This window comes from Sphingopyxis sp. LK2115 (assembly GCF_014595975.1).
GTDB lineage: Bacteria > Pseudomonadota > Alphaproteobacteria > Sphingomonadales > Sphingomonadaceae > Sphingopyxis.
Map to the genome: position 1 here is coordinate 1 of NZ_JABWGQ010000056.1, position 26,617 is coordinate 26,617.

The window sequence follows — 26,617 nt, forward strand, 5'->3', positions numbered from 1 at the left end:
GTGCGCCTCAACCGAGGTCCGAGGGAAGTAGCCGCAATTACACGATGACCCTGGAAAAGCGATCGTTGCGTCCCGGCTGCGCGCCACTGTTGCGGATGCAGGGGCGCAGGCGCAGACTCAAGCAATTCGCTTGACAAAAAGGTAATGTTATAACATTATAACCATGCGACCGGGCTGATGGCGGCGGTCGAACGCCACCGGGGCCGGGTCGCAAGGCGAGGAGCGATGCCATGACCCTGATACCTTTGATTTCGGCGATGATGACCACGCCCGAAGCGACCGCCGCGCCCGCGGGGCGCGCAGCGACATCGGCCCGCGCCGTCTATGGCAGCGATCGCCGTCGCCACCCGGTCGCCGCATTTCTTGCGGTTGCCCTGTCCGCCGCGCTCGTTGCCGGCGCCGCGCTGTCGCCGATGATCGTGGTGCCGCCGCCCAAATCGGCACCGATCACCGGGACGCTGATCGAACTGCCCAAGCCGTCGCCGCCCGAACCGGCAGAGGATGTCAGGCCGACGCCGAAAGCCGCCGCGGCGAGTGAAACCGTCGCGCCGCGCGTCGCAACCGTGCCGCTGGACAACGACCGCGTCGTCGTCGGTCCGGTGGACCCCGACGCGCGGCCGGTTGATCCCGGCCCGCCCGCGATCCCGGCCGATCCACCCGCGCCGAAACTGGTGCTTGCCGAACTCGACCCGCGCTTTGCCGGGACGTTCCAGCCCGACTATCCGACGCGCGAGCAGCGGCGCGGGGTCGAGGGGGTCGTGAAGGTGCGCGTGCTCATCGGCACCGACGGCCGCGTGAAGGCGGTCGAGCTGGTGAGCAGCGACAGCCCCGGCTTTTTCGAAGAGACCAGGCGGCGCGCGCTTTCCAAATGGCGCTTCAAGCCCGCGATGCGCGGCGGCGTGCCCGAGGAAAGCTGGAAAGTGATGACCGTGCGCTTTCAGATAAGGAACGGCTGACCGCTCCCGGACGGGCGGCCGATGCGCCGCCCGCCCTTCCTTTCGCTTGACAGAAGCGCCGAATCCCGCCAAAGGCGCGCGAATATCGAAGGGCGGCGCGGTGTCGCGCGGCCCTTTCATGTTTTTCACACCAACGTCGGGGCCGCTAGTCCCGCGGCATCCACCGGGCCACCGGCGGATGTGCCATTACTTCGAGGAACAAGGCCATGGCCAAGCCGACGACCGTCAAGATCAAGCTGGTGAGCACCGCCGACACGGGCTTTTTCTATGTCACCAAGAAGAACCCGCGCACGATGACCGAGAAGATGTCGGTGCGCAAATATGACCCGCGTGCGCGCAAGCATGTCGAGTTCAAGGAAGCCAAGATCAAGTGACCCATTGGCCCGTGTGGCAAGGCCGCGCAGCCTGAAAATGCGTCATCCCCGCTGAGGCGGGGAAGCAGAAGGGCGGCCATGGCGCCGCCCTTTTTCGTGCCCGAAACCGCGGGGCGTTCGCGGCACGAAGACCCGTTCGGGCGGAACCGGTGACGGCTCAGCGCCGCCAGCCGCGCGCGCGCGCGGCGCGTTCGGCGGCGGCGTCGAACGGTTCGCCGACCATCATCGCCGCCGCGTCGGCCGCCAGCGCGCCCGCATTTGCCTGGCGATAGGGGGCGTTCGTCGTCCGCCCTCCCATCGTGCGTTCGAGCGTCCAGCCGCCCGCGTCGCGGCAGCCGATGCCCGACAGGGCGGCGCCTTCGAAACTGCGGCAGATGCGGCCCTCCCGATCGCGAAAGCTGAGGCCGATGCGGACCGCGGCGTCAGCTCCCTGCGTCGACGCGAGCTGCGTATCGAGCGCCGCCGCCAGTTCGCCCGACGCGACGAGTGCGCCGCCGCGTTCGGTCACCTCCGCCGCGGGCGTCCACGGCCGCAGGCCGATCGTCAGGCCAAGCAGCAGCGACGCCGCGAGCGCGCCCATCTGCGCGGGGGCAAGGCGCCATCGCCTGTTTTCGCGGCGCGTGGCGAGGCTGGTATCGACCACAGGGGCCTTCGCGGTGTCGTTCAGCAGCGCGCGGAGCCGGTCGGGGACCGCCTCGGCGGCGACCGGCGCATAATGGGCGACGAGCCGGGCCTTCAGCGCGCGGTGGCGTGCGATTTCGGCGGCCAGCGCCGGGTCGGCTTCTGCCTCGCGTTCGATGCGGCGCGCGGTAAGATCGTCGAGTTCGCCGTCGACATAGGCGGTAACGGTGGCGGGATCGAACCTCATGCCGCTTCTCCCAAAAGCTGCATCAATGTGTCGCGGCCGCGCGCCAGGCGCGACGTGACGGTGCCGACCGGCACGTCCAGGATTTCTGCGGCCTCGCGATAGGCATAGCCTTCGACGAGGACGAGCATGACGACCTCGCGCTGCTCGTCGGGCAGGCGCGCCATCGCACCATCGACGTCGTCGCGCAGCGCGCCGGCTTCGACCTCGGCGGCGCCGTCGCCCGCGACCTGCGTTGCGGCCTCGTCGATCGGAGCGTGAACGCCTCGCCGACCCGCGGCGCGGCGTTCGTCGATCCACAGATTTCGGGTAATGCGATACATCCAGCTGTCCAGTCTTGTTCCATCCTGCCATTGATCGCGCGACTTCAGCGCGCGCTCGATCGCCGCCTGGCACAGATCGTCGGCGTCGGGCGCGCTCTGCGTCAGGCCGCGCGCGAAACGGCGCAGCCGCGGCAGCAACTCGATCAGTTCCTCTTCAAAGCGCATCGTCGCCTTTTCGATTGCCTGTGGACGAAACGATATCCTTCTATCGTTTCTTCCCTGTCGTGCTATTTTTTTCGCGAAGGCGGGCGCCGCGCGCCCGGAAAGGTAGAGATGAGACATGTGATCGCAGCGCTGCTGGCGCTATGCCTCCTGTCCGTTGGGGCGGGTCCGCGCGTCGCGGCGCAGGTCGCGCTGCCGCCGGTCGCGCTTCCCGACGCGGGGCGCCTGCTACCGGGCGTGTCCGATCTGGCCGCCGAGCCGCTGGCGACGGCGGGCGATGAGTTGCGCCGCCTGCGGCTTGACCGGATCGCCGCGCTGGTCGGCGCCCATCGCGCGCATATCGAGCGCGACGCGCGGGGCGAACCCGCGGTGCGCGGCGTGCTCGTCGCCATCGGCGCCGACGCCGCGATGATCGCGCGCGCACGCGCGGCGGGCTTTGGGCTTATCGACCGCGAACGGCTCGACGCGCTCGATCTGGACATCGTGCGTTTCCGCGTGCCCGACGGCCGCAGCCTGAAACGCGCGCAGAAGCAGCTCGCCCGACTATTGCCCGATGCCGAAGTCGACGTCGATCATATCTATTTTGCGAGCGGGCCGGGCGGCGCGATGCCGGGGGCTGCGCTCGCGACGGCCACGGGGGCGGGCGGCGGGCCCGCGCCGCTCGGCCTGATCGACGGCGGCGTCGCCGCACATCCGTCGGTGGCGGGGCGCGTCGAACAAAGGGGATTTGCCAGCGGCGCCCCCGCGGCGAGCCGTCACGGGACGGCGGTTGCCTCGCTGCTCGTCGGCGAGGGCGCGGTGCAGGGCGCCGCGTCGGGGCGGCGCCTGCTCGCCGCCGACGTCTATGGCGCCGACCCGGCGGGCGGCAGCGCCAGCGCGATCGCCCGCGCGCTGGGCTGGCTCGCGTCGCGCCGCGTCGCGGTGACAACGATCAGCCTCGTCGGTCCGGACAACAAGCTGCTCGCGGCGGCGGTGGCGGCGGCACAGCGCAAGGGAATGCTGATCGTCGCGGCGGTCGGCAACGACGGTCCTGCGGCCCCGCCTGCCTATCCAGCCTCCTATCGCGGCGTGCTCGCGGTTACCGGCGTCGATGCCCGCGGCCGCGCGCTTCCCGAAGCCGGGCGGGCGCTGCACGTCGACTTTGCCGCGCCCGGCGATGCCGTGCGCGCGGCGACGGGCCCGGCCAGCATCGAACGGCTGCGCGGAACCTCCTTCGCCGCGCCGCTCGTCGCCGGTCGCCTGGCGCGCCGCTATCCCGCGGCGTCGATCGCCGCGATCGGCCCGGCGATCGCGGCGCTGGTGATGGAAGCGCGCGACCTGGGCCGCAAAGGGCGCGACAAAGTCTACGGCCACGGCCTGATCTGCGGCGATTGCGGCGGCTGATCGCCCCCGCGACTCTTTTTTTTTTGGAAGAATATCCGCGGCGCCATCGTTCTTGCTTCAGGCCCATCCCCTCCGGGCCCCAATGCAGGAGTAGGACAATGGCAAATCGCATTTTCATTCCGGCCCTCGCGCTTGCCGCGTCGGCCATGGCTTTTTCGGCGCCGGCCGCGGCGCAGTTGCTCGGCGGCAGCGGCGGCCTTGGCGGCGGCCTTGGCGGAACGCTGGGCGGGACGCTCGGCAATCCGACCGGGCCGATCGGCGGCACGATTGGCAGCGCGGGCGAACTGGCGGGTTCGGGCCGCGGCGATGCAAAGGTCGATCGCCGTTCGGGCCGCGTCGAAGGCCGCGGCAGCGCCGATGCGCGCGGCAGCGGCTCGGCCGACGCCAGCGGCAATCTGCTCGGCAGCACGCTGGGCGGCAGCGCCCAGGGGTCCGGCCAGGCCTCGGCCGGGGGCAGCGTCGGCGCGCAGGCGGTCGGCACCGATTATGCCCGTGACACGGTCGGCGGCGCGCTCGGCACCGCGCGCGGCGCTGCTGCCACTGCCACCGGGACCGCGCAGGGCGCGGCCGGGGCTGTCCGCGACCGGGCGGGCGGCGCGCTGTCGAACGTCTCGGGCAGCGTCGGCGCCGCCGGTTCGGCCGCGGGCAGCTTTCAGGGCAGCCTTGGCCAGCTTGCCGCGGCCGGCAGCGGCGCGGCCAGCGGCAGCGGCATGTTCGCCGTCGCGCCGGGAATGCCCGTCACCGACCCGCGCGGCAAGGTGATCGGTTATGTCCAGGACGTGCGGCAGACGGGCCGCGGCGTGGTCGAGGCGGTGACCGTCGAGGTCGGCAATCGCGTCGCGACGCTTCCCGCCGCCAGCTTTGCCGGTTCAGGCGATGTGCTCGTCAGCGGCATGACCAGGGGTGAGCTTAAGGACGCCGCAAAGGCGCAGGAGGAAGCGGGATCGGCCGGGCAGCCCGCCGCCTCGTCGGGACAGCCCGCCGCCGCGCAACCGGCCTCGGGTCGGCAGGCCGCGGGCGGACGCCCTCACGAACCGCGGAATCACGTCCGCAACAACTGACGCTGGCTGGATAAGGATCGGGGCGGGCCGCCGCACGGCCCGCCCCTTTGCCTTGGCGGAGCACCGTGCCGGTCGGCATGATCGTCGGCGAGGGACGGACGTGCTCCATTATGACGCCATCGCCGACATTGTTGCGCTGTCGCGCGCGCCGCCGTGCAGGCAGCATCGCCGGGTGACCGGAACCTGCGGCCATATCCACCTGATCCTTCCCGACCCGGTCGAGCGCGCGGCCTGTTTTCGCGTGCTGGCGGCGGGCGCGTCGCGCGTCGTGCGGGGCTTTGCGAACGGCGATGACTGGCTGGCGGCGGGCGATGATCAAAGCTGCGCGGTGCTGCTGCTGCGCTGGGAACAGCCGGGGGTGGCCGATGGCGCGACGCTGCTTTCGCACGTCGCCGCGCGCGACGGAATTGCCGCCTTCGTCGCCGCCGAACGACTCAGCGTCGCCGAATCGCGCGCTATTCTGCTGGCAGGCGCGCGCGACCTGCTGCCCGCGCCGCTCGACCCGCGCCTTGTCCGCCGCGCGATCGACGCCGCGCTTGCCGAGCGCGCAGCGTGGCAGGCGGCGCGCGATCGCCAGCGCGCGGCCGCGGCGCGGCTCGCCGCGCTCACTCCGCGCGAGCGCGACATATTGGACGGCATCGCCGCCGGGCTCGGCAACAAGGCGATTGCGCGGCGGCTCGACCTCAGCCCCCGCACGGTCGAGGTCCACCGCGCGAACATCATGCGCCGCGCGGGCGCGGGCAATGTCGCCGAGTTGCTGAACCTGCGCTTCATCGCCGAAGCGGCGCGCGCGGCGCCGGGCAATCGGGTCCATTTCGGCGCATGATCGCGCGGCCGCAGCGGCCGTTCTTGTGCCGTCTGCGCTATAAGGATCGGGAACGGCATGGCGCCCTTGTGTTGGTCCCCATTGGCGCGTCCGTTCATTCGCGTCCGGTCAACCCCACCTGGCTGTGCGCGCACGGCGGGGCCGACAGGGAAAGCTCCCTGTCGGCCCTATTCCTTGACGATGACCCGCGCGCGCTGGTCGGCGCGGCCCATCGACAGCAGGATCGGGTCCGCCGCCTGCCGCGCCACGAACTCGGCCTTGCTGGCGATCCCCTGCCAGCTGATGCCGATCAGCGCCTGCGCGATCGCGCCGCCCAGCGTGTCGCCGGGGCCGGGCAGGATGATGACGTCTGGGGCGAACTCCCTGACCGCGACCTGCACCGAAAGCGCGAAATCATAGGGCGCGAGGATCTGATGGCCGAAGGTGTAATCCCATAGCCTTGCCGGATCGGACGAAAAGCGCCGCCAGACATGGCCGCGCCCGTCGATCATCGGGATGGCGGGACCGGCGAACAGCGACGCAGGCAGCTCGGCCTTCGCCTTGTCCGAACTGCCGACCATCAGCGGCGTATGGAAGGGACCGTGCCCCGCCAGGCGCAGCGGATCGCGCCCCGGCGTCGGCGGCGCTTCGGCGAGCAGCGCGGCAAGACCCTGCTCGTTGCCTGCGAGCACCAGCATCCCGGCAAGGTCGATCGACAGCGCAAGATCATGTCCCGGCCGCGCGTCGATCGCATCGACGAGGTCCAGCAGCCGGTCGCGCAGCCCCGGCACCGGTCGCCAGTCATCGTCGACAATCTGCAAGAGAATCTGTCCGCCCGGCCCGTGCGTCTGGCTGTTGATCCCCATCGCGTTGGCGATGCGGAAGCCATCGCCGATCGACACCGCGCCACCGAGCGCGAGCGCGCTGTACCAGCCCATCGAATTGCCGAGGACCGCAGCAATGTCATATCGGTCGCGGTCGATGCTGAGGTAATCGAGCGCGGTTGCAGAGTAGATCAGCGGCGCCGCGACATCGCCGCGCATGTGCGTCGCCACGCTGAAGCGCTCGGCGCCGTCGAGTTCGCTCACCGTCGGCTGGCCGCGCTCCCGGCGCTGGGCATCGAAATCGGCGATCAGGGCGGCGAAGCGCGCACCGTGGAGCCGCGCGATGCTGCCAAGCTCTCCCTTGCCATAGGTGCCGCGTCCGGGCGCGACGACGATCGCGGTTTTCTTCGCTGCGGTCATCACAACCCCCTCATCCGTTCGTGCCGGGCTTGTCGAAGCACTGTTCTTCCCTCTGCGTTGTCAAAATGTTGGACGGCCCTTCGACCAGCTCAGGGCGAAGGGTCTTGGAACTCAGCGCTGGGCGAGGAGCTCGCGGGCCGCGGCGACAATCGAATCACGGCTCGGCAGGGTCAGCGTTGCCGCCCGCCCCAGAGGGATGAAACTGTCGTCGGCTGCGATGCGCTTCAGCCGCTTTTCCGGCGTGCGCTCGACGAACAGCGCCATCAGCGCCTCGCTCTGTGACCCGGTGATACGGCATTCGTCGACGATCAGGATGCGTTCCGCTTCGCCGACCGCGGCGACCAGCCTGTCGGCATCGACCGGCGCCAGCCAGCGCAGGTCGATGACGCGCGCCTTGACGCCGTCCTCGGCGAGCAATTTTTCGGCCTGCCGCGACAGATAATATCCATTGCCGTAAGTGACGATCGCGAGGTCGCCGCCGTCGCCATGGACGCCGACATCGCCGAGGCGGATCGGCGCGCCCTCGCCCGGCGCTTCGTAAACGCTTGTCCACAGCCCATCGCCCTCTTCGTGCAGGTCGCGGGTCATATAGAGCGCGATCGGTTCGACGAACACGACGACGCGCTGTTCCTCGCGCGCCAGCCGCACGCATTCGCGCATCATCTGCACCGCGTCGCGCCCGTTCGACGGCACGGCCAGGATCACACCCGGAATATCGCGGAAGACGGCAAGGCTGTTGTCATTGTGGAAATGGCCGCCAAAGCCTTTTTGATAGCCCAGCCCCGCGATGCGGATCACCATCGGGTTGGTATATTGCCCGTTCGAAAAGAAGCTCAGGGTCGCCGCTTCGCCGCGGATCTGGTCCTCGGCATTGTGGACATAGGCGAGGAACTGGATTTCGGGCATCGGGACAAAGCCGTTATGCGCCATGCCGATCGCGAGCCCCAGGATCGCCTGTTCGTCGAGCAGGGTGTTGACGACGCGCGCCGACCCGAAACGCTGGTGGAGCTTGGCGGTGACATTATAGACCCCGCCCTTCGGCCCGACATCCTCGCCCGCGACCACGATCTCCTTGTGTGCGAGCATCAGGTCGGCGAGCGCCCAGCTCAAAAGCCGGGCCATGTGCATCGGCTTGTCCATCTGGCCCCAGTCGCTGCCGAACATCGCCTTGCGATCATCGTCCGATGGCGCGTTGGCGCGCGCCACCTCGCGCTGGGGCGGGACGAGGCTCGCCATCACCCCTGCCGCGCTCGTGATCTTGGGCCGCCGGATCGCCTCTTCGGCCTGGCGCGCCAGCGTGGCGCCGATTTCCTCATAGGCATCGGCGATGTCCGCCGCGCTCATCCACCCCTGCTCGATCATCAGCGCGGCGCCTTTCAGCAGCGGATCGCGCGCCTCGTCGGCTTCGATCAGCGCCTTGGGGAGATATGCGCCCTGCACGTCCGACCCGGCGTGGCCATAGAGGCGCACCGTCGCCATGTGGAGGAACACGGGCTTGCGGGTGCGGCGGGCGTAAGCGGCGGCTTCCCGCGCCCCATCATATGCCGAAGCGAGGTCGGTGCCGTCGCACCGGATATAATGGAGCCCGGCGCGGCGCTCGAACTGCGCTTCGATCCAGCCCGCCGGGGTGCGTGTCGAAATGCCGATGCCATTGTCCTCGCACAGAAAGATCAGCGGCATCGGCGAACCCTGGAACGCCGCCCAGCCCGCGGTGTTGAACGCCCCCTGCGCGGTCGAATGGTTCGCCGACGCATCGCCGAAGCTCGCGAGCACGACCGCATCGCCGGGCAGCGGCAGCCCGGTCATGCCAAGGCGGCGGGCAATGCCGATCGAAAAGGCAGCGCCCACCGCTTTCGGCAAATGCGAGGCGATCGTCGAGGTCTGCGGGGGAATGTTGAGCGGCTTCGACCCGATGACCTTGTGCCGTCCGCCCGAAATCGGGTCTTCGGACGAGGCCGCAAAGCTCAGCAGCATGTCCCATGTCGGCGTCCCGCCGGGAAGCTGGCGCGCGCGGTGCAGCTGAAAGGCGTTCGAGCGATAGTGGAGGAACGCCATGTCGGTGACGCGCAGCGCCGCGGCGACCGCGGCATTGCCTTCGTGCCCCGACGAGCCGATCGTATAAAATCCTTCGCCGCGAGCTTGCAGATGGCGCGACAGCCGGTCCATCTGGCGGCTGGTCAGCTGCGACAGGAAGATGTCGGTCGCCTCTGCCCGCGACAAGCCGATCGCGCCGGGGTCGGGGGCATCGGCGCGGTCGGGCAATCGCCCTTCGGCCAGCGCCGCGAGGAATTTTTCATGTACCGCCTGCGCCGCGTCCACCTGTCTCTCCTGTCGTTCGATCGCTGGTTGCCGTTGCAACCACCCGCCGATTTTGCCGGGCGCTAGAACGGGGCCGCGCGGCGCGCAAGCATCTCTTGCCTTGTCACACACGCTCGCGCTACCAACTTGGGTGATGACCGAGCGGGGCGAGATCGACCTATCAACATGATATCCATGTGGATCGCCCAGACGTCGGCCGTGGCCGACCCGTCGCGCGGCCGGGGAGAGGGGGGCTGGCTGCTCGATCCCGAACTGGTCGACCCCGCCTTCAGCCAGACGGTTGCCGGGGGCGAGATCCAGACGGCCTTTCCGCCGCCCCCGCCGCCGCCGCCCCCGCCGCCCGAATGGCTGACGTCGCTGTACGAGGCGATCGCCCGCTTTTTCGACTGGAGCGCCCCCGCGGCGAAGCCGCTGATGTGGGGCGCGGCGGCGCTCGTCGCGCTGTACCTCCTCTATCATTTCGTTCCCGCCTTTGCGCGCTGGGTCGACGCATTGCGCTTTCGCCGACGCGGCGGCGATGCCGATGGCAAGGATGGGGCGGGCGCGGCCGAGGCGGGCGCAGCGCGCGCACTGCTTGCCGAGGCCGATGCGCTCGCCGCGGCGGGCCGGTTTGCCGAGGCGGTGCACCTGCTCCTCTATCGCAGCGTCGAGGATATCGAGACGCGCCGCCCCGGCCTTGTCAAACCCGCGATGACCTCGCGCGACCTCGCCGAGGCCCGCGACCTGCCGCCGGTCGCGCGCGGCGCATTCAGCCGCATCGCGCGCGCGGTCGAAATCAGCCTGTTCGGCGGCCGCGCGATCGACGCGGGCGCGTGGAACCAGTGCCGCGCCGCCTATGCCGAGCTGACCGTCGCCGGAAACTGGGCGCGCGCATGACCGACGGCGCCGCCGACCAGGGCTTCAACGCGCGGCTGATCGCGGCGGTCGTCGCGATCGGCGTGGTTGCGTTCATCGCGCTGTGGGCGCTGATCGCGCTGGGGCCGCAGCTTGGCAGCGGCAACGACGGCGGCGGTCATGCGCTGTCGAAGGCGGCGCCGGGCTATGCCGCGATCGTCGACCTTGCCGAGCGCGCGGGCGCCACGGTCGAACTGCGGCGCAAGGTCGAACCGGGCCGCCGTGACGGACACGATCCGCTCGTCATCCTGACCCCGACGATGCGCACGCGGGCGCAGGACATGCGCGACATTCTGACGGCGCAGGGCGACGCGCCGGTGCTCGTCATCCTGCCCAAATGGGCCGCGGGCCGCGCGGGCGCCAAGGCGCCGAAGCCCGGCTGGGTCGGCAGCGGCATCGCGCTGCTGCCGCCGACGCGGCTGCTGCCCGAAGATATGTTCGGCCCCGTCAAGGCGGGCCGCGCGCGGTGGGGCAATGACGATGCGTGCGGCCGCATCGGCGGACGCGAAATCCGCCTTGTCGAACCTGGTCAGCTGCACACGATAGGCGGCGCGCGTCTTGAACCGTTGATCGCCGCATCGGACGGATCGGCGCTGCTCGCGCGGGTGCGCGATCGCAATCTCTACATCCTCGCCGACCCCGACCTGGTCAATAATCTGGCCTTTGCGAACCGCGCCAGGGCCGCCGCCGCGGCGACGCTGATCGACGCGATCGCCGAGGATGCCGGCGCCGACGGCCTGGCATTCGACCTGACGCTGGGTGGCTTTGGCGCGCAGCGCTCGCTGCTGCGTTTCGCTTTCGTCCCGCCCTTCATCGGCATTACGCTGTGCCTGATCGCGGCGGGGCTGTTCGCGCTGTGGCAGGCATGGGCGCGTTTCGGCCCGGCGTTGAAGCCCGGTCGCGCGATCCCGCTGTCGAAGGCGGCGCTGATCGCGAACAGCGCCGACCTTATCAAACAGGCGCGCCGCGAACTCGACGGCGCCGCCGCCTATGTCAAGAACCAGCGCAGCGCGATCGCCCGGCGGTTGCATGCGCCCGCAGGGCTGGACGACGAAGCGACCGACGCCTGGATCGACCGGCACCAGCGTGGCGGCGAACCCTTTTCCGCCCTTGCGCGGCGCCTGCCGCTTGCGCGCAACACCCATGAATTTCTTGCCGATGCCCAGGCGTTGCACGCCATCAGGAAGGATCTACTCCATGACAGCTGACATCCAGGGCGTTCAGGCGCTCGGCGCCGCGATCGAGGCCGAGGTCGCCAAGGCGGTGTTCGGGCAGGAACCGCTCACGCGCATGGTGACGATCGCGCTGCTCGCGGGCGGCCATGTCCTGCTCGAAGGGCCGCCGGGCACCGCCAAGACCTTGCTCGCGCAGGCGTTCGCGCGGGCGACGGGGCTCGATTTCGGGCGCATCCAGTTCACGCCGGATTTGATGCCCGGCGACATTCTGGGGTCGAACCTGTTCAATTTCCAGACGTCGAGCTTCACGCTCACCAAGGGGCCGATCTTCACCGAACTGCTGCTCGCCGACGAAATCAACCGCACCCCGCCCAAGACGCAGGCGGCGCTGCTCGAAGCGATGCAGGAACGCCGCGTGACGGTGGGCGGCGAGTCGCATGTGATGAGCCCGCGCTTCACCGTGCTCGCGACGCAGAATCCGATCGAACAGCAGGGCGTCTACCCACTCCCCGAAGCGCAGCTCGACCGCTTCCTCTTCAAGCTTGTCGTCGATTATCCCGCCGCCGATGCGGAACGGCGTATCGTCGCCGACCATGGGGGGCGCTTCAAAAGTCCCGCGGTCGGCGATTTCGGTGTCGCGCAGGTCGCCGATGCCGTGGCGATCGGCGCGGCGATCGACACGATCGCGACCGTCCGGCTCGCCGACGAGATTGTCGATTATATCGTCCGCCTTGTCCGCGCGACGCGCGCCAGCGCCGACCTTGAATGCGGCGCATCCCCGCGTGCCGCGACTTTGCTTGCGCGCGCGGCGTGCGCGGCGGCGGCGCTCGACGGGCGCGACTATGCGATTCCCGACGATGTCCAGCGCCTCGCCGCCGGGGTGCTGCGTCACCGCGTCATCCTGTCGGCGGCGGCCGAGATCGAGGGGCGCAGCGTCGAACAGGTCGTCGCCGCGCTGCTCGAACGCGAGGATGTGCCGCGGTGAACGCGACTTGCAAAAAAACGTCCCCATGGCTGCGCCGCAGGGAGGATCGTTTGCGATGATCTACCCCACCCGCCGCGCCATCTATCTGCTGCTCGCGGGCGCCCCGCTGGCGCTCGCGCTCGGCCTGGTGCGGCCCGATCTGTGGCTGGTCGCGCCCGGCTGGATCGGGGTCATTGTCGCCTGTCTGATTCTGGACGCCATAACGGGTGCCAATCCGCGCCAGTTGAAGCTCGACGCACACTTTCCGGCGCAGGTCGGCGTCGGCGACCGCTTCGATCTGTCGCTCGTCGCACGCGGCCGCGCCCTGCCGCCGCGCGCCGAGATCGCGCTGTCGCTCGACGAGCGGCTGGCCGAAGGCGGGCGGCTTGCGGGCGAGATGCGCCGTGCGGGCGATGCGCTCGTCCGCAAGCTGTCGCTCGCCGCGACGCGGCGCGGGCAGGCGGGGATAATGGCGCTGTGGGTGCGCTGGGCGGGGCCGCTTGGGCTGGTGTGGAAACAGCGCCGGTTCCGGGTCGACGGCGCGATCGCCGTCGTGCCCAGCCTGCGCGCGGTGACCGACGAGGGCAGCCGACTGTTCCAGCGCAACAGCTGGTCGGGGCTTCGCCAGCAGCGCTTCCGCGGCGAAGGCAGCGAGTATGAGGCGCTCGCCGAATATCAGCCGGGAATGGATCGCCGCGCGATCGACTGGAACGCCTCGGCGCGCCACGTCAGGCTGCTCGCCAAGGAATATCGCGTCGAACGCGACAATCGCGTCGTGCTGGCGATCGACGCGGGGCGGACAATGGCCGAGCCGGTCGGCGGGATGCCGCGCGTCGACCGCGCGGTGTCGGCGGCGCTGCTGCTCGCCTATGCCGGGCTCAAGCTGAACGACCGGATCAGCCTCTTCTCCTTTGCCGCCAGGCCGCAGGCGCTGACCCCCGCCTATATGCATGTGCAGGATTTCCCGGCGTTGCAGCGCGCGGCGAGCCTGATCGACTATGCGCCGGTCGAAAGCAATTTCACCCTCGCGCTGACGACGCTCAGTGCGCGGCTCGACCGCCGCTCGCTCATTATCCTGTTCACCGAATTTGCCGACGCGACGAGCGCCGACCTGATGATCCGCGCCGCCGGACGGCTGGCGCGCAAACACCGGCTGCTCTTCGTCGTGATGCGCGACGAAGAGGTCGAGGCGGAGGAGCGCCGCCACCCCGACAGCGCCGCCGATGTGACGCGTGCAAATGTCGCCGCGGCGATGCTGACCGACCGCCAGCTGGTGATCGCGCGGCTGCGCCGCCTCGGCGCCGATGTCATCGAGGTTCCCGCCGATGCGATGGCGGCGCGCGCGGTCGAGGCCTATCTGGGCATCAAAAGGCAGGGCAGCCTGTGATCCCGCCGCCACCTCCCCCGCCGCGCGCATGCGATGCGCCGAGTTTCTCGACCAGCCGCTTTCGCGCCGAGCGCGAGGCCGACTGGCTCGCCTTTGACCGGCTGCTGACCAGACTCGAAAAAAAGGGTGCCAAGGGGCTGTCGAGCGACGAACTGCTGCAACTGCCGATCCTCTATCGCGCCACCCTGTCGTCGCTGTCGATCGCGCGCGCGACCAGCCTCGACAAGGCGCTGCTCGCGCATCTCGAAGCGCTGTCGATCCGTGGCTATTTCCTCATCTATGGCGTGCGCGAAAGCCGCTGGAACCGCCTCCGCCGCTTCTTCCTCACCGACTGGCCCGCCGCGGTGCGGTCGGTGTGGAAGGAAACGATCGTCATCGCGCTGATCATCCTGCTCGGCGCGCTGACCAGCTATTCGCTCGTGTCGAGCAACCCCGAATGGTATTATAATTTCGTCGACGAAGGCATGGCGTCGGGCCGCGACCCGCGCGCCAGCGCCGAATATCTGCAATCGACGCTCGGCCATGGCAAGGACGCGGGCGAGGGCGAAAGCGGCCTCCATATCTTTGCAACCTATTTGTTCACGCACAACAGCCGCGTGTCGATCCTCTCTTTTGCGCTCGGCTTTGCTTTCGGCGTGCCGACGATGATGCTGGAGTTTTATCAGGGCATCGGGCTCGGCGCGATGATGGCGGTCTTTGCGGCCAAGGGGCTGGGCGGTGATTTCGGCGGCTGGCTGTTCATCCATGGCACGACCGAATTGTTCGCGGCGGCGCTGTCGGGCGCCGCAGGGCTGCGCATCGGCACCGCGGTTGTCTTTCCCGGCGCGCGCGGGCGGCTGGAGGCGGCGGCCGCCGCGGGGCGCACCGCGGGCAAGGTGATGATCGGCGTCATCCTGATGCTCCTCGCCGCGGGCCTGCTCGAAGGCTTCGGGCGCCAGCTCGTCACCGATACGATGCTGCGCTATGCGATCGGCGCGCTGATGCTGCTCCTCTGGCTTTCCTATTATTATATCCCGCGGCGCGGGGGCGCGGCATGACCGCGGCCGTCAACGCCAAGGCGCGCGCCGCAAGGGCGAAAAAGACCCGCCAGTTCGTGACGCCCGAGGGCGTCGACCTTGAACTGCGCATCGCGGGTGCCGGGCTGCGCTTCGGCGCGCTGCTCGTCGACCTGCTCCTCATCCTTGCGGCGCTCATCCTCTTCTCGCTGTTCATGCTGTGGGTCGGCATCGCGTCGCAGTCGGACGTCGCCGTCGTCGTGTGGATGCTTGGTGCCTTTGTGCTGCGCACCTTCTGGTTCATCGGGTTCGAGCTGGGATCGCGCGCGGCGACGCCGGGCAAAAGGCTGATGGGCATCCGCGTCGTCGCGCGCGACGGCGGGCGCCTTACCGCCGACGCGGTGGTCGCGCGCAATCTGATCCGCGAGCTTGAACTGTTCCTGCCGCTGATGATGCTCGGCGTCGGGGCGGCGGAGGATACCGTATCGGGATGGACCATGCTCGCGGGCGTGCTCTGGTCGCTGACCTTGAGCCTGTTCCTGCTGTTCAACCGCGACCGGATGCGCATGGGTGACCTGATCGCCGGCACATGGGTGGTGATGGCCGAACGCGCGAAGCTCGACGCCGACATCGCGGTCGATGCCGCGGGCGAAGCGATGATCTTTACCGACGCCGAACTGTCGGTCTACGGCATTTTCGAGCTTCAGGAGCTGGAGCGCGTGCTGCGCCACCGCGACGCGCGCGCGATGCGCGAGGTCGCCGACACGATTCGCGCCAAGATCGGCCGCCCGGTCGCCGAAGAGGATGACGTCTTTCTGCTTTCCTATTACCGGCAGCTGAAGGCGCGGCTCGAACGCGGCCTGCTGTTCGGGAAAAGGCGAGAGGATAAATATGCCAGCGACTGACATGCCGACAACGGACATGAGCGTAACGCGGGCGCTGCACCGGCGGCGCTCGGTGCGCGCCTTCACCGACCGGCCGGTCGACCCCGCGCTGCTCGCACAGGTTTTCGCGGCGGCGCAGCGCGCGCCGTCGGGCGGGAACCTTCAGCCGTGGCAGGCGACGGTGCTGACCGGCGAACCCTGGCAGGCGGTCAAGGATGCTGTCGCCGCGCGGATCGCTATGGGGCGCGCGGGGCAGGAACCCGAATATGACATCTATCCGCCCGAACTGACCGCGCCGTGGACCGACCGTCGCTTTGGCGTCGGCGAGGCGCTCTATGCCTCGCTCGGTATCCCGCGCGAGGACAAGCGGGGGCGGCTTGCTCGGTTCATGGACAATTACCGGGGTTTCGGCGCACCGGTGATGCTTTTCCTCCATTGTTCGCGCATCATGGGGCCGCCGCAATGGGCCGACATGGGCATGTGGCTGCAATCGGTGATGCTGCTGCTTGTCGAACATGGCCTTGCCAGCTGCCCGCAGGAATGCTGGGCGATGTATGGGGCGACCGTGCGCCAGTCGATCGGGCTGGCGGATGACCAGATTTTGTTCACCGGCCTTGCGATCGGCTATGCCGACGAAGCGGCCGCGGTGAACCAGTGGCCGGTGCCCCGCGCGCCGCTGGATGAAGTGATCGACTGGAAAGGGTTTTAGGCGATGAAGAGGTCCGCTCTACGCTATGTGGCGACGGCGGCGCTGATGATGGCGCTTGCCGGTTGCGCGGCCATCCCGCAACCCGAAGCCCCGCCCCCCGCGCCGCGGCCTGTCGCGCCTGCGCCGAAACCGGCGCCGCTGCCCACGGTTGGCTGGGAGGATCGCGCGGTCGATCGCGGCGCGTGGCGTTATGACGCCGCCAGTCGCACCGCGGCCTTTGTGCCCACGGGCAGCGCCAACCCGCTCCTGACGATGGTGTGCAGCGGTGGCGGCATCCGCCTGACTTCGGCGCTCGACGGCACCGTCAGCCTGCGCACCAGCGCGGGCACCGACCAGATCCGCTTCGATGGCGGTAACGCGACGCTGCCCGGCCGCGACCCGCGCCTCGACCGCATCGCCTTCAGCCGCGGTCGCTTCGCGCTCGAAGCGCCGGGCGGCGGCGCGCTGACCCTGCCGGTGCAGGCTGAAATCGGGCGGGTGATCGAGGATTGTCGATAACATCGTCGCCCCCGCGAAAGCGCAGCCGCTGTCGTTTTCGCAACAAAGCCGGCTTGAGCCTTGCAGCGGCCCCCGCCTTCGCGGGGGCGACGGCTTGCCTCACGCCCCCAGTCGAACCGTCCCGCCCCTGATCCAGCCCCAGCGGCACGGCCCCTGATATTCGCGCGCATTCGGCACCGACTTGCCGACGCCGCACATGTCGGGGTCGGTGCCGGGCGCGGCAAATACGATGCCGAACCAGGCGTCATTTTCGGCCGCTTCGCATAGCGACACGCGCGCGCCGCCCGCGAGCCGCGCCTTGACCGCGCGTGTCTCGTTCGGCGCCCAATAGACGTCGGTGCCGCCGTCCTTCACCCGGCTGATGCTTGAACAGGCGGGCAGGCTTGGTCCTTCGGTGCCGATCAGCACCGCGCGCGTCGCCAGCGGTTCGCCCGCGACTTCGGGGGCGTTGTCGGCGGGCGGCGCCGGCTGGCTGCACGCGGCGAGCGACAGGCCAAGGATGGCGGCGAGCGGGGCGGCGGTGACATGTTTCATGGCCACGAAACTAGCCGCCGTGGCGCGGGGGCGCAACGCCCGTCGCGATATGGCGGAGAGCCGCATTTTCGCTTGGGTTTTATGCGCGCCGACCCTATATAATCGCCATGACAGACACCCCCGATAACAGCGCGCCCGAAGGCGCCGCAAAACAGCGCAACGCCAACGCCTATGGCGCCGATTCGATCAAGGTATTGAAGGGGCTCGACGCCGTGCGCAAACGGCCGGGCATGTATATCGGCGACACCGACGACGGGTCGGGGCTGCACCATATGGTGTTCGAGGTCAGCGACAATGCGATCGACGAGGCGCTGGCGGGGCATTGCGATCTGGTGCTGATTACATTGAACAGCGACGGATCGGTCAGCGTCGAGGACAATGGCCGCGGCATCCCCACCGACATCCACCCCGAAGAGGGCGTGTCGGCGGCCGAGGTCATCATGACCCAGCTCCACGCGGGCGGGAAGTTCGAAAACACCAGCGACGACAATGCCTATAAGGTGTCGGGCGGCCTCCACGGCGTCGGCGTCAGCGTCGTCAATGCGCTCAGCGAATGGCTTGAACTCACCATCTGGCGCGACGGGCAGGAACATTGGATGCGTTTCGAGCATGGCGACGCCGTCGCCCCGCTCAAGGTCAACGGCCCCGCCCCCCAAAATCCGGATGGAACCAGCAAGAAGGGCACGCGCGTCACCTTCATGGCGTCGACCGAGACGTTCAAGAATGTCACCGAGTTCGATTTTGAGAAACTCGAACATCGCTACCGCGAGCTGGCCTTCCTCAATTCGGGGGTGCGCATCAAGCTGGTCGATGCGCGTCACGCCGAACATGTCACCCATGACCTGTTCTACGAAGGCGGCATCGCGGCGTTCGTCAAATATCTCGACCGCAACAAGAATGCGCTGCTGCCCGATCCGATCGCGATCAGCAGCGAGCGCGACGGCATCGGCATCGACGTCGCCCTGGAGTGGAACGACAGCTATTACGAAAATGTCCTCTGCTTCACCAACAACATCCCGCAGCGCGACGGCGGCACCCACCTTGCCGCCTTCCGCGCCGCGCTGACGCGCACCTTGAACGGCTATGGCGAAAAGTCGGGGATGCTGAAGAAGGAAAAGGTCAGCCTGACCGGCGAGGATATGCGCGAGGGACTGACCGCGATCGTCTCGGTCAAGCTGCCCGACCCCAAGTTCAGTTCACAAACCAAGGACAAGCTTGTTTCTTCCGAAGTCCGTCAGCCGCTCGAAAGCCTGATGGCCGACCGGATGACCGAATGGCTCGAGGAAAATCCCGCTTATGCCAAGGCGGTGATCCAGAAGGTGATCGACGCCGCCGCGGCGCGCGAGGCCGCGAAAAAGGCGCGCGAGCTGACGCGGCGCAAGGGGGCGATGGACATCGCCTCGCTTCCCGGCAAGCTCGCCGACTGTCAGGAACGCGACCCCGCCAAATGCGAACTCTTCCTCGTCGAGGGCGACTCGGCAGGCGGATCGGCGAAGCAGGGCCGCGACCGCCATGTGCAGGCGATCCTGCCGCTGAAGGGCAAGATACTGAACGTCGAGCGCGCGCGTTTCGACCGCATCATTTCGTCGAAGGAAGTCGGCACGCTGATCCAGGCGCTCGGCACCGGCATCCGCGACGAATTCAACCTGGAAAAGCTACGCTATCACAAGATCGTGATCATGACCGACGCCGACGTCGACGGCGCGCATATCCGCACGCTGCTGCTCACCTTCTTCTATCGCCAGATGCCCGAAATCATTGAGAACGGGCATCTTTATATCGCCCAGCCACCGCTCTACAAAGTCGCGAAAGGGCGCAGCGAGGTCTATCTCAAGGACGATACCGCGCTCGAAAATTATCTGGTCGACGCGGGCATCGACGCGCTCCTGCTGGAAACCGCGGGCGGCGCGCGATCGGGCGCCGACCTGCGCTCGCTGATCGACCATGGGCGGCGACTGCGCGCGCTGATGCGTTACGTTCCGCGCAATCTTGATCATGGGCTGGTCGAGACGCTCGCGCTCACCGGTGCGCTCGATCCCGATCTCGACGCCGCGGGCCGCGACGGCGCGGCTGCGACCGCTGCGGCGTGGCTGTGCGCGGCCGAGCGCGCGCTCACCGGCGGCGACGAGGCGGCGTGGACCGTCGAAGCCGCGCCCGGCGGGGGCTATACGCTCGAACGGCGCTGGCGCGGGGTCAGCGATCATCATGCGATCGACGCCGCCTTCCTCGCCAGCCAGGAAGCGCGCCGGATGCACAAGCTGGCTGCCGAGCAGGCCGAAACCTATGCGCGCCCCGCGCGACTGGTGAAGGCGGGCGGCGCGGCCACCGAAGTCGAGGTCGAGGCCGCCGCCGGGGGCGAGGAGGGCGACACCCCGGTCGCGGCCACGAGCGCCAAGGCCAGCCCGGTGACCCGCCCGTCCGAGCTGATCGAGGCGATTTTCGCGCACAGCCGCAAGGGGCTTGCGATCAGCCGATACAAGGGGCTGGGCGAGATGAACGCCGAACAGCTATGGGAAACGACGCTCGACCCCGCCAACCGTTCGCTGCTGCGCGTCGAGGCCGAACAGGCCGATGTCGCGCACGAAATCTTTGAACGATTGATGGGTGACGAGGTCGAACCGCGGCGCGATTTCATCCAGACCAACGCGCTGTCGGTGGCGAATCTCGACGTCTGAACGCACATCCGGCCGCAATTTCGGTTCCGTTTAACGCCCGGCGGCTTGCGTCGGCACGCCGCCGCTGCTTTGGGCGCCTCCTCTGACAAGGGGATGTGTCGTGCGAGGCTTTTCAGCCATGCTGCTTCCGCTTCTGCTCACGGCATCGGCCGCCGCGCAGGAAGCGCCGATCGCCGAAGAGACGATCGCCGAGGTCGTGCCGGAAACCGAAATCGACGGCGGCGTCGCCAGCTATTATGGCCGCGAGCTTGCCGGCAACCGCACCGCGAGCGGTGAACGCTTCGACCCCGGCCAGCTTACCGCCGCCCATCGCACCCTGCCCTTTGGCTCGATGGTGCGCGTCACCAATGTCGCCACCGGCGACAGTGTCGTCGTGCGGATCAACGACCGCGGGCCTTTTGCCCACGGCCGGGTGATCGACGTCAGCCACGCCGCCGCGCGCGAGATCGGCCTGCACCGCAGCGGCACCGCACGCGTGAAACTGGCGCTGCTCGCCGACGATTGAGAACGGTTGGCGGCCGAATACCGGCCTAAGACGTCGACCCCGCGAAAGGGGCGACGGATTTTCGGGACCCTTCGCTCCACACGCGAAAATCGCCCGCCCTATTGATATTCGACCGTAACCGGAATCCGTCCACGATAGTCGCCGTCGTCGCCCGCCGCGACCTGTAACCGCCCGCCGAAACGAAATCGCAGGCGACCGTCAGGGCCGAGGCGCGGCGCCGCCGACAGGTCGGTGACGAGGCCGGTAACGCGCGCGGTGCGGCCATGGCTGCTTTCAAGATCGATGCTGGCCGGCAGGATCACGCGCACTTCGGCGCCGGGTTCGCCGCGGACCGTGACGGCGCCCGACAGGGCAAAGCCGCCGAGGTCGACGACATCGCCCAGCAACTGCCGCGTGCCCGATGCCGGGTCGATCGCGACCTCGCCGCCCATCGCGCCGACCGCGATCCGGCCCATGTCAAGCCGCGTTTCGACATCGACGCGCAGCGGCGTTTCGACCTTGCGCGTCGAAACCGCCGCCGCATCCTGCGCGCAAAGCAGGCATTGCGCTGCGGCGGGCGACGCCATGGACAACAGGGCCGCGACCAGGAAAAGACGCAGTTTCATGCGCTATCCATGCGTCAGGCAGGGTTAATTCGGTGTAAAGCAGTTGATCGGGCCTCCTTGTTGCAGCGCCCTGCCGACCCGATATGATGGCGAACAAGCGCGACGCGTCCGCCGGAGAAACCCCGATGAGCAACCCGAAGACCGAAAAGCCGCTCGACCCCCTGGCCTATCATGTGCTGCGCGAGGGCGGCACCGAACGCGCCTTTACCGGCAAATATACCGACCACAAGGGCGACGGCGTCTATCGCTGCGCGGGTTGCGGCGCGCCGCTGTTCGACAGCCGCGCCAAATATGACAGCGGGTCGGGCTGGCCGAGCTATACCGCGCCTGTGGGTGAGGCAGCGGTGACCGAGCATCGCGACGCAAGCCACGGGATGATCCGCACCGAAGTGCGCTGTGCGGCGTGCGAAGGTCATCTTGGCCACGTCTTCCCCGACGGCCCCGGACCGACGGGTCTGCGCTATTGCATCAACAGCGCGGCGCTTGACTTCGCGGACCGCGCGCCGGATGAGGCGTCAACCGGCGAAGGCTGACCCCTTCCCGGACTGACGCATCAGGGGCGCAGTGAGGGAAGGAAACAAAAGCTTTGCGCCGCGAAAGACAGCAAGCTTCGCCGAAATCATCGTCATCGTCCGGTAAAGGCAGCGGATCGCCGCGCGGCGCGCCGTCGCGTTTGCGGCTGTGGTTGCGCCGCGCCTTTCGCTGGGGGTTGGGGCTTGCCGTCGTCGGCCTCGTCGCGCTGGGCGTCGCGGTCGGCATTGCCGTGCAGCGGATGCCGAGTTTCGAGGAACTCAAGAAATCGCCCGCGGGGCAGACGATCCGCGTCCGCGCCGCCGATGGCACCGTCTTTCTGTCGCTCGGCCCCAATTACGGCCGCTGGCTGTCGCTCGACGAAACGCCGCAGGTGATGCAGGACGCGATGGTCGCGGTCGAGGATCGCCGCTTTCGCTATCACCCCGGCCTCGATCCGGTCGGCATGGCGCGCGCCGCGGTCTTTGCGATCGAGCATTATGGCACCGGGCGCCGGATGCAGGGCGCCTCGACCATCACCCAGCAGCTGGCACGCAACATCTTTTTGTCGAACAGCTATACCTGGACGCGCAAGGCGCGCGAGATGATCCTCGCGCTCGCGCTCGAATGGAAATTCTCGAAGGACCAGATCCTCGAACTTTATCTCAACAAAGTTTATTTCGGCGGCGGCAGCTATGGCATCGACGCCGCGTCGAACAGCTTTTTCGGGCATAGCGCGACCGAAATGTCGCTGTCGGAGGCTGCGGTCATCGCCGGGCTGGTCAAGGCGCCGTCGCGCTATTCGCCGACCGCCGATGCGCAGGCGGCGCTCGGCCGCGCGGATGTCGTGCTCGACGTCATGGTTGATGCCGGGGTGATCACGCGCGCGCAGGCCGATGCCGCCGAACCGGCCAACGTCCAGCTCGCCAAGGAAACCGGGCAGAACAGCGCGCGCTACTTTACCGACTGGGCCTTGCCGCAACTCGACATGCTGATCGACGAGGGCAGCGAGGCGCTCGACGTCTATACGACGATCGACCTCGATATGCAGCGTGCGGCCACGGCGTCGATCCAGGCGAACACGCCGGCTGGCGTGCAGGGCGCGCTGGTGTCGCTCGACCGCGACGGCGCGGTGCGCGCGATGGTCGGCGGCCGCGACTATGTGACATCCAATTATAATCGCGCGACACAGGCGCTGCGCCAGCCGGGATCGGCGTGGAAGCTGTTCGTCTATATGGCCGCGCTCGAAGCGGGCTATAAGGTCGACGACCCGGTGGTCGACGAACCGGTAACGATCAACGGCTGGAGTCCCCGCAACTCGTCGGGCCGTTTTGCGGGCACGATGGATTTGCGCAGCGCCTTTGCCTATTCGGTCAACACCGTCGCCGCCAAGCTGGGCGACGAGATCGGCTTTTCGGCGGTCGCCAATATGGCGCGGCGCTTCGGCATCACCACGCCGGTCAACACCCACCCGTCGATGGTGCTGGGCAGCGCCGAGGTGCGCGTGATCGACATGACCGCCGCCTTTGCCGCCGTCGCGCGCGGCGGCGTGTCGGTGCGGCCCTATGGCATCACCAAGGTGACGACCGCCAGCGGCGAGCTGCTCTATCAACGCCCTGCCGAGCGCGGCAGCACGCTGGTCGATCACTGGGTCGCGGCGGGGATCACCGACCTGCTGCAAACCGCGGTCAACACCGGCACCGGTCGCGCGGCGCAGATCGGTCGCCCCGTCGCGGGCAAGACGGGAACGACGTCGAGCAACAAGGACGGCTGGTTCCTCGGCTTTTCCAGCGGCATCACGACCGGCGTGTGGATGGGGCGCGACGATGCGAAGCCTGTCGGCGGGTTGCAGGGCGGCCGCGCGCCCGCCAAGGCCTTTGCCGACTATATGCGCGTCGCGGTCGCGCGGCGGCCGGTCGAGCATTTCGACACCGAAGTCGTGCTGCCCGAATGGCAGCTGGAGGACGAGGGCGAGGCCTATATGGGCGAGCCGGGTGAGGAAGGCTTGCTGGTCGATGAAAACGGGATGCCGATCGAGCTGCCCTATGACAGCCGCCCGCCCGAAAGCTTTGGCACGCCGCCGCCCGCGGTCGAGGGGCCGGTGCTCGACCAGCAGTGGATCGAGGAACAGACGGGGCGCCGCCCGCCCGCGAACGGGGGCGGCAGCCAGCCCAAGGTGATATCGGTCCCGAAAGCGCCGCCGCCGGTTCGCGTACCGCCGCCCCGCCCCGCTCCCGCCGAACCCGCCGACTGACCGCGCTCAGGCCGTGAAGCGATAACGGTGCAGCGCGCGTCCTTCGCGGCGCAGCCAGGCGCGTGCCGCGGCGACGTCGCCGTCGTGCAGCGCATCGACGAGCGCGTGGAAGGCGGGGCTGTGATCCATGTGGCGCAGATGCGCGACCTCGTGCGCCACCGTCGCGCGGCGGACATGATCGGGCGCCATGATCAGCCGCCAGCTGTAACGCAGGTCGCCGCCCGTCGTGCAGCTGCCCCAGCGGCTGCGCGGATCGCCGACGCCGACGCGGCCAACCGCCAGTCCCGCCGCGTCCGCAATCGCGCGGCTTTCGCTTTCCATCAGCGCCAGCGCCTCGGCCTTCAGCCAGCGCTCGATGCGGCGACCGACCCCCTCGATCGGGCCGCCGACGGTGATTGCGTCGCCGCCCAGCCGGATCGCGCGCGGCGCGCCCGGCGCCCAGTCGATGCGCCGTTCGATACCGCGAAAGGGGATCGCGGTGCCGGGGCCGACCAGCACGGGTGTCGCCGTCTTGCCGATCTGTTCGGCGATCCACGCCTGCTGCCCGGCCGCCCATTGCATCGCCGCGCGTTCGCTCGCGCGGCGCGGCACGGTAAGACGCAGTTCGCCGCGCGCGCCATCGAAAACGAGGCGGTAGCGCCGCGAGAGCGCATGGCGGACGACGCGCACCGGCCACGCCGCATCGCCGACGCGGATATGCAGGCCATCCGCAGCGGGATCAGATGATGCGTTCGACAAGGTGATTCTCGAGCGGCCCGGCGACATCCTCGCTCACCGTCCAGCCGACGATCGATTCGCCTGCGCGGTGGACCGCGTCGCGGTCGCCGCAGACCAGATAATGCCAGTCGGGCAGCGGCGCGCCCCCGGCGCGCAGGCGATAGGCGCAGGTCTGGGGCAGCCATTCGATGTCGTCGACCGTGGCGCGGGTGAGCGTCAGGCAGTCGGGGACGCGGCGGCGGCGGTTTTTGTAATCCCCGCAGCGCGCGGTCGAAAGGTCGAGCAGGCGGCACGCGACATTGGTCGGATAGATGCGGCCTGTTTCCTCATCTTCCAGCTTGTGCAGACAGCATTTGCCGCAGCCGTCGCACAGCGCCTCCCATTGGCCGGCGTCAAGGCTGGCGAGCGGCGCTTCCCAGAAAGGGCGCGCCTTTGTCACCGTCATTTCACCCATTTCGCCAGTTCGGCGGCGACCTTGGCGGGCTCGCCCTCGTCGGGGTCCGTCGTCGGGTCGTCGAGCGGCAGCAGCGCGAGCGGCTTGCCGTCGGGATCCATCAGGAAGGCGAGCTGGCTGTGCGCCATCAGATAACGGTCGGGGGCCGATCCCGGCACCTTGTTATAGGTGACGACAAAGGCCTTGGCGGCCGCGGCGATCTGATCGGGCGTGCCGGTCAGGCCAAGCAGGCGCGGGTGATAGCGTGCGACAAAGGGTTTCAGCGCTTCGGGCGTGTCGCGCGCCGGATCGACGGTGATGAACAGCGGCGCGACCCTGGCGCCGCGCGCGGCATCGGCCTGTTCGAACTGCGCCAGGCCGCGCATCAGCTTTTGCAGGTCGACCGGGCAGATGTCGGGGCAGAAGCTGTAGCCGAAATAGATCAGGCGATACTGGCCGGCGAAATCGCTGTCGCGAACGGTGCGGCCATTCTGGTCGGTCAGCGTGAACGGTCCGCCGATCCGTGCGCCTTCGAGCGGCGGCGCGGCGGGCGCGGCGGTGGTCCCGCTGCCGTCGCACGCCGCCAGCGCGCCGCCCAAAGCGACGATCAGGCTTGCACGGACGAAGCTTTGTCCCATATTTGCGATATTCATCATGCGGCCAGCCTTGGTCGGCTAGCCCGCGAAAATCAACCATTGTCGTCGCGTGCGCGGCGGACAAATTGCCCCAGGGGTCGCCTGCACCATGTTCCGCCATGTCGCGTTTCGCCTTGCCGCTTTCACCCTCGTCCCGCTTGCCGCGGCGGGGCTGATCCATGGCCCGGCAAAGGCGCAGTTCCGCGGCGGCTATGCCTTTTTGCAGGCGGTCGAGAATCGCGACGGGGCCAAGGCGACCGCGGCGCTTCAGGACGATCCGACGCTCGTCAACACGCGCAACGTGGACACGGGCGAAACCGCGCTGATGATCGTTACCAAGCGGCGCGACACCAGCTGGCTGCGCTTTCTGCTTGCCAAGGACGCCGATCCGGCGATCGCCGACCGCAACGGCATGACGCCGCTTATGCATGCGGCGCTGCTCAACTATACCGACGGCGCAGAGGAATTGCTGAAGCGCAAGGCGCCGGTCGACCAGACGAACCGGCGCGGCGAGACCGCCCTGATCCTCGCGGTGCAGACCAGGAATGGCGCGATGGTGCGCCTGCTGATGCGGCGCGGCGCCAACCCCGACAAGGCCGACCATATCGCCGGTATGTCGGCGCGCGACTATGCGAAACGCGATGATCGGACGGGCCAGCTGCTTGCGCTGCTCGACACCAGGGCCGATGCCGATGCCGCCAAGCGCGAATATGGGCCGACCTTCGGGCCCAACTGAGTTTTGATGTGATTA

General features: G+C 68.7%; 27 protein-coding genes. 18 read left to right on the forward strand and 9 right to left on the reverse strand.

Translation table 11 applies throughout. The annotated features are described in order from the left end of the window. The first annotated feature begins 230 nt into the window (after positions 1-230). On the forward strand, positions 231-956 hold the full coding sequence (locus tag HUW43_RS12820; RefSeq protein ID WP_188237761.1) for an energy transducer TonB: 726 nt from the start codon (positions 231-233) through the stop codon (positions 954-956). 206 nt (positions 957-1,162) lie between these two features. Then, entirely contained in the window at positions 1,163-1,330 is a 168-nt protein-coding gene (rpmG, locus tag HUW43_RS12825; RefSeq protein ID WP_003042331.1) for a 50S ribosomal protein L33, read from the forward strand. 157 nt (positions 1,331-1,487) lie between these two features. Here rpmG and HUW43_RS12830 read toward each other — a convergent pair whose 3' ends face one another. Together HUW43_RS12830 and HUW43_RS12835 are read right to left on the reverse strand one after the other, a co-directional pair. Then, positions 1,488-2,198, reverse strand: a complete 711-nt coding sequence (locus HUW43_RS12830; protein ID WP_188237762.1) for an anti-sigma factor family protein — start codon at positions 2,196-2,198, stop codon at positions 1,488-1,490. Further along, entirely contained in the window at positions 2,195-2,683 is a 489-nt protein-coding gene (locus HUW43_RS12835; protein ID WP_188237763.1) for an RNA polymerase sigma factor, read from the reverse strand. Before HUW43_RS12835 ends, HUW43_RS12830 begins: the two co-directional genes overlap by 4 nt. Positions 2,684-2,791: 108 nt before the next feature. Between HUW43_RS12835 and HUW43_RS12840 the strand changes: the two genes are divergently transcribed. The 3 genes from HUW43_RS12840 (at position 2,792) to HUW43_RS12850 (ending at position 5,950) form a co-directional block, all read left to right on the forward strand. Then, the gene (locus HUW43_RS12840) at positions 2,792-4,063 is read left to right on the forward strand and encodes a S8 family serine peptidase (RefSeq protein ID WP_188237764.1); all 1,272 of its coding nucleotides are present in this window, start codon (positions 2,792-2,794) and stop codon (positions 4,061-4,063) included. Positions 4,064-4,161: 98 nt separating this feature from the next. Then, the gene (locus HUW43_RS12845) at positions 4,162-5,124 is read left to right on the forward strand and encodes a hypothetical protein (protein ID WP_188237765.1); all 963 of its coding nucleotides are present in this window, start codon (positions 4,162-4,164) and stop codon (positions 5,122-5,124) included. A gap of 100 nt (positions 5,125-5,224) precedes the next feature. Continuing rightward, positions 5,225-5,950 (forward strand): response regulator transcription factor, encoded by a 726-nt coding sequence (locus tag HUW43_RS12850; RefSeq protein ID WP_188237766.1) that lies wholly within the window; start codon positions 5,225-5,227, stop codon positions 5,948-5,950. A 167-nt stretch (positions 5,951-6,117) separates the two neighbouring features. Here the strand turns inward: HUW43_RS12850 and HUW43_RS12855 are convergent, their stop codons facing one another. Next, positions 6,118-7,173 (reverse strand): ACP S-malonyltransferase, encoded by a 1,056-nt coding sequence (locus HUW43_RS12855; RefSeq protein ID WP_188237767.1) that lies wholly within the window; start codon positions 7,171-7,173, stop codon positions 6,118-6,120. 111 nt (positions 7,174-7,284) lie between these two features. After that, the gene (locus tag HUW43_RS12860) at positions 7,285-9,492 is read right to left on the reverse strand and encodes a thiamine pyrophosphate-dependent enzyme (protein WP_188237768.1); all 2,208 of its coding nucleotides are present in this window, start codon (positions 9,490-9,492) and stop codon (positions 7,285-7,287) included. Positions 9,493-9,657: 165 nt separating this feature from the next. On the opposite strand from HUW43_RS12860, the gene HUW43_RS12865 reads away from it, so the two are divergent. The 8 genes from HUW43_RS12865 to HUW43_RS12900 are packed head-to-tail and all read left to right on the forward strand — an operon-like array spanning position 9,658 to position 16,998. Further along, the gene (locus tag HUW43_RS12865) at positions 9,658-10,368 is read left to right on the forward strand and encodes a DUF4129 domain-containing protein (RefSeq protein WP_188237769.1); all 711 of its coding nucleotides are present in this window, start codon (positions 9,658-9,660) and stop codon (positions 10,366-10,368) included. After that, on the forward strand, positions 10,365-11,594 hold the full coding sequence (locus HUW43_RS12870; protein WP_188237770.1) for a DUF4350 domain-containing protein: 1,230 nt from the start codon (positions 10,365-10,367) through the stop codon (positions 11,592-11,594). Before HUW43_RS12865 ends, HUW43_RS12870 begins: the two co-directional genes overlap by 4 nt. Beyond that, positions 11,584-12,546 carry an AAA family ATPase gene (locus HUW43_RS12875; protein WP_188237771.1) on the forward strand — a complete coding sequence of 321 codons (963 nt, stop codon included), beginning with the start codon at positions 11,584-11,586 and terminating at the stop codon, positions 12,544-12,546. The genes HUW43_RS12870 and HUW43_RS12875 overlap by 11 nt, the downstream gene beginning before the upstream one ends. 55 nt (positions 12,547-12,601) lie before the next feature. Beyond that, complete coding sequence (locus tag HUW43_RS12880) at positions 12,602-13,912, forward strand: DUF58 domain-containing protein (RefSeq protein ID WP_188237772.1); 1,311 nt, start codon at positions 12,602-12,604, stop codon at positions 13,910-13,912. Next, a complete protein-coding gene (locus tag HUW43_RS12885) occupies positions 13,909-14,949 on the forward strand; it encodes a stage II sporulation protein M (protein WP_188237773.1) in 1,041 nt (346 codons plus the stop codon). Before HUW43_RS12880 ends, HUW43_RS12885 begins: the two co-directional genes overlap by 4 nt. Continuing rightward, positions 14,946-15,812: an RDD family protein gene (locus tag HUW43_RS12890; protein ID WP_188237774.1), complete on the forward strand. Its 867-nt coding sequence runs from the start codon at positions 14,946-14,948 to the stop codon at positions 15,810-15,812. Before HUW43_RS12885 ends, HUW43_RS12890 begins: the two co-directional genes overlap by 4 nt. 1 nt (position 15,813) lies before the next feature. After that, positions 15,814-16,500: a nitroreductase gene (locus tag HUW43_RS12895; RefSeq protein ID WP_223181518.1), complete on the forward strand. Its 687-nt coding sequence runs from the start codon at positions 15,814-15,816 to the stop codon at positions 16,498-16,500. Positions 16,501-16,503: 3 nt separating this feature from the next. Then, on the forward strand, positions 16,504-16,998 hold the full coding sequence (locus tag HUW43_RS12900; RefSeq protein ID WP_188237775.1) for a hypothetical protein: 495 nt from the start codon (positions 16,504-16,506) through the stop codon (positions 16,996-16,998). A 99-nt stretch (positions 16,999-17,097) separates the two neighbouring features. Here the strand turns inward: HUW43_RS12900 and HUW43_RS12905 are convergent, their stop codons facing one another. Then, on the reverse strand, positions 17,098-17,532 hold the full coding sequence (locus HUW43_RS12905; protein WP_188237776.1) for a hypothetical protein: 435 nt from the start codon (positions 17,530-17,532) through the stop codon (positions 17,098-17,100). A gap of 107 nt (positions 17,533-17,639) precedes the next feature. Between HUW43_RS12905 and gyrB the strand changes: the two genes are divergently transcribed. Then, positions 17,640-20,207 carry a DNA topoisomerase (ATP-hydrolyzing) subunit B gene (gyrB, locus tag HUW43_RS12910; protein WP_188237777.1) on the forward strand — a complete coding sequence of 856 codons (2,568 nt, stop codon included), beginning with the start codon at positions 17,640-17,642 and terminating at the stop codon, positions 20,205-20,207. A gap of 118 nt (positions 20,208-20,325) precedes the next feature. After that, entirely contained in the window at positions 20,326-20,712 is a 387-nt protein-coding gene (locus HUW43_RS12915; RefSeq protein WP_223181519.1) for a septal ring lytic transglycosylase RlpA family protein, read from the forward strand. Positions 20,713-20,810: 98 nt separating this feature from the next. Here HUW43_RS12915 and HUW43_RS12920 read toward each other — a convergent pair whose 3' ends face one another. Continuing rightward, the gene (locus tag HUW43_RS12920; protein WP_188237779.1) at positions 20,811-21,317 is read right to left on the reverse strand and encodes a DUF4402 domain-containing protein; all 507 of its coding nucleotides are present in this window, start codon (positions 21,315-21,317) and stop codon (positions 20,811-20,813) included. A gap of 125 nt (positions 21,318-21,442) precedes the next feature. Here HUW43_RS12920 and msrB point away from each other — a divergent pair, with 125 nt between their 5' ends. Then, positions 21,443-21,850 carry a peptide-methionine (R)-S-oxide reductase MsrB gene (msrB, locus tag HUW43_RS12925; protein ID WP_188237780.1) on the forward strand — a complete coding sequence of 136 codons (408 nt, stop codon included), beginning with the start codon at positions 21,443-21,445 and terminating at the stop codon, positions 21,848-21,850. Positions 21,851-21,903: 53 nt separating this feature from the next. After that, positions 21,904-24,081, forward strand: coding sequence for a transglycosylase domain-containing protein (locus HUW43_RS12930; protein ID WP_411157947.1), 2,178 nt, complete (start codon positions 21,904-21,906; stop codon positions 24,079-24,081). 6 nt (positions 24,082-24,087) lie between these two features. Here HUW43_RS12930 and HUW43_RS12935 read toward each other — a convergent pair whose 3' ends face one another. The 3 genes from HUW43_RS12935 to HUW43_RS12945 are packed head-to-tail and all read right to left on the reverse strand — an operon-like array spanning position 24,088 to position 25,887. Further along, complete coding sequence (locus HUW43_RS12935) at positions 24,088-24,819, reverse strand: M48 family metallopeptidase (RefSeq protein WP_223181520.1); 732 nt, start codon at positions 24,817-24,819, stop codon at positions 24,088-24,090. Continuing rightward, positions 24,800-25,243, reverse strand: coding sequence for a YcgN family cysteine cluster protein (locus tag HUW43_RS12940; protein WP_188237783.1), 444 nt, complete (start codon positions 25,241-25,243; stop codon positions 24,800-24,802). The genes HUW43_RS12935 and HUW43_RS12940 overlap by 20 nt, the downstream gene beginning before the upstream one ends. Beyond that, positions 25,240-25,887: an SCO family protein gene (locus HUW43_RS12945; RefSeq protein WP_188237784.1), complete on the reverse strand. Its 648-nt coding sequence runs from the start codon at positions 25,885-25,887 to the stop codon at positions 25,240-25,242. The genes HUW43_RS12940 and HUW43_RS12945 overlap by 4 nt, the downstream gene beginning before the upstream one ends. Before the next feature lie 88 nt (positions 25,888-25,975). Here HUW43_RS12945 and HUW43_RS12950 point away from each other — a divergent pair, with 88 nt between their 5' ends. Beyond that, on the forward strand, positions 25,976-26,602 hold the full coding sequence (locus HUW43_RS12950) for an ankyrin repeat domain-containing protein (protein ID WP_188237785.1): 627 nt from the start codon (positions 25,976-25,978) through the stop codon (positions 26,600-26,602). Positions 26,603-26,617 lie beyond the last annotated feature (15 nt).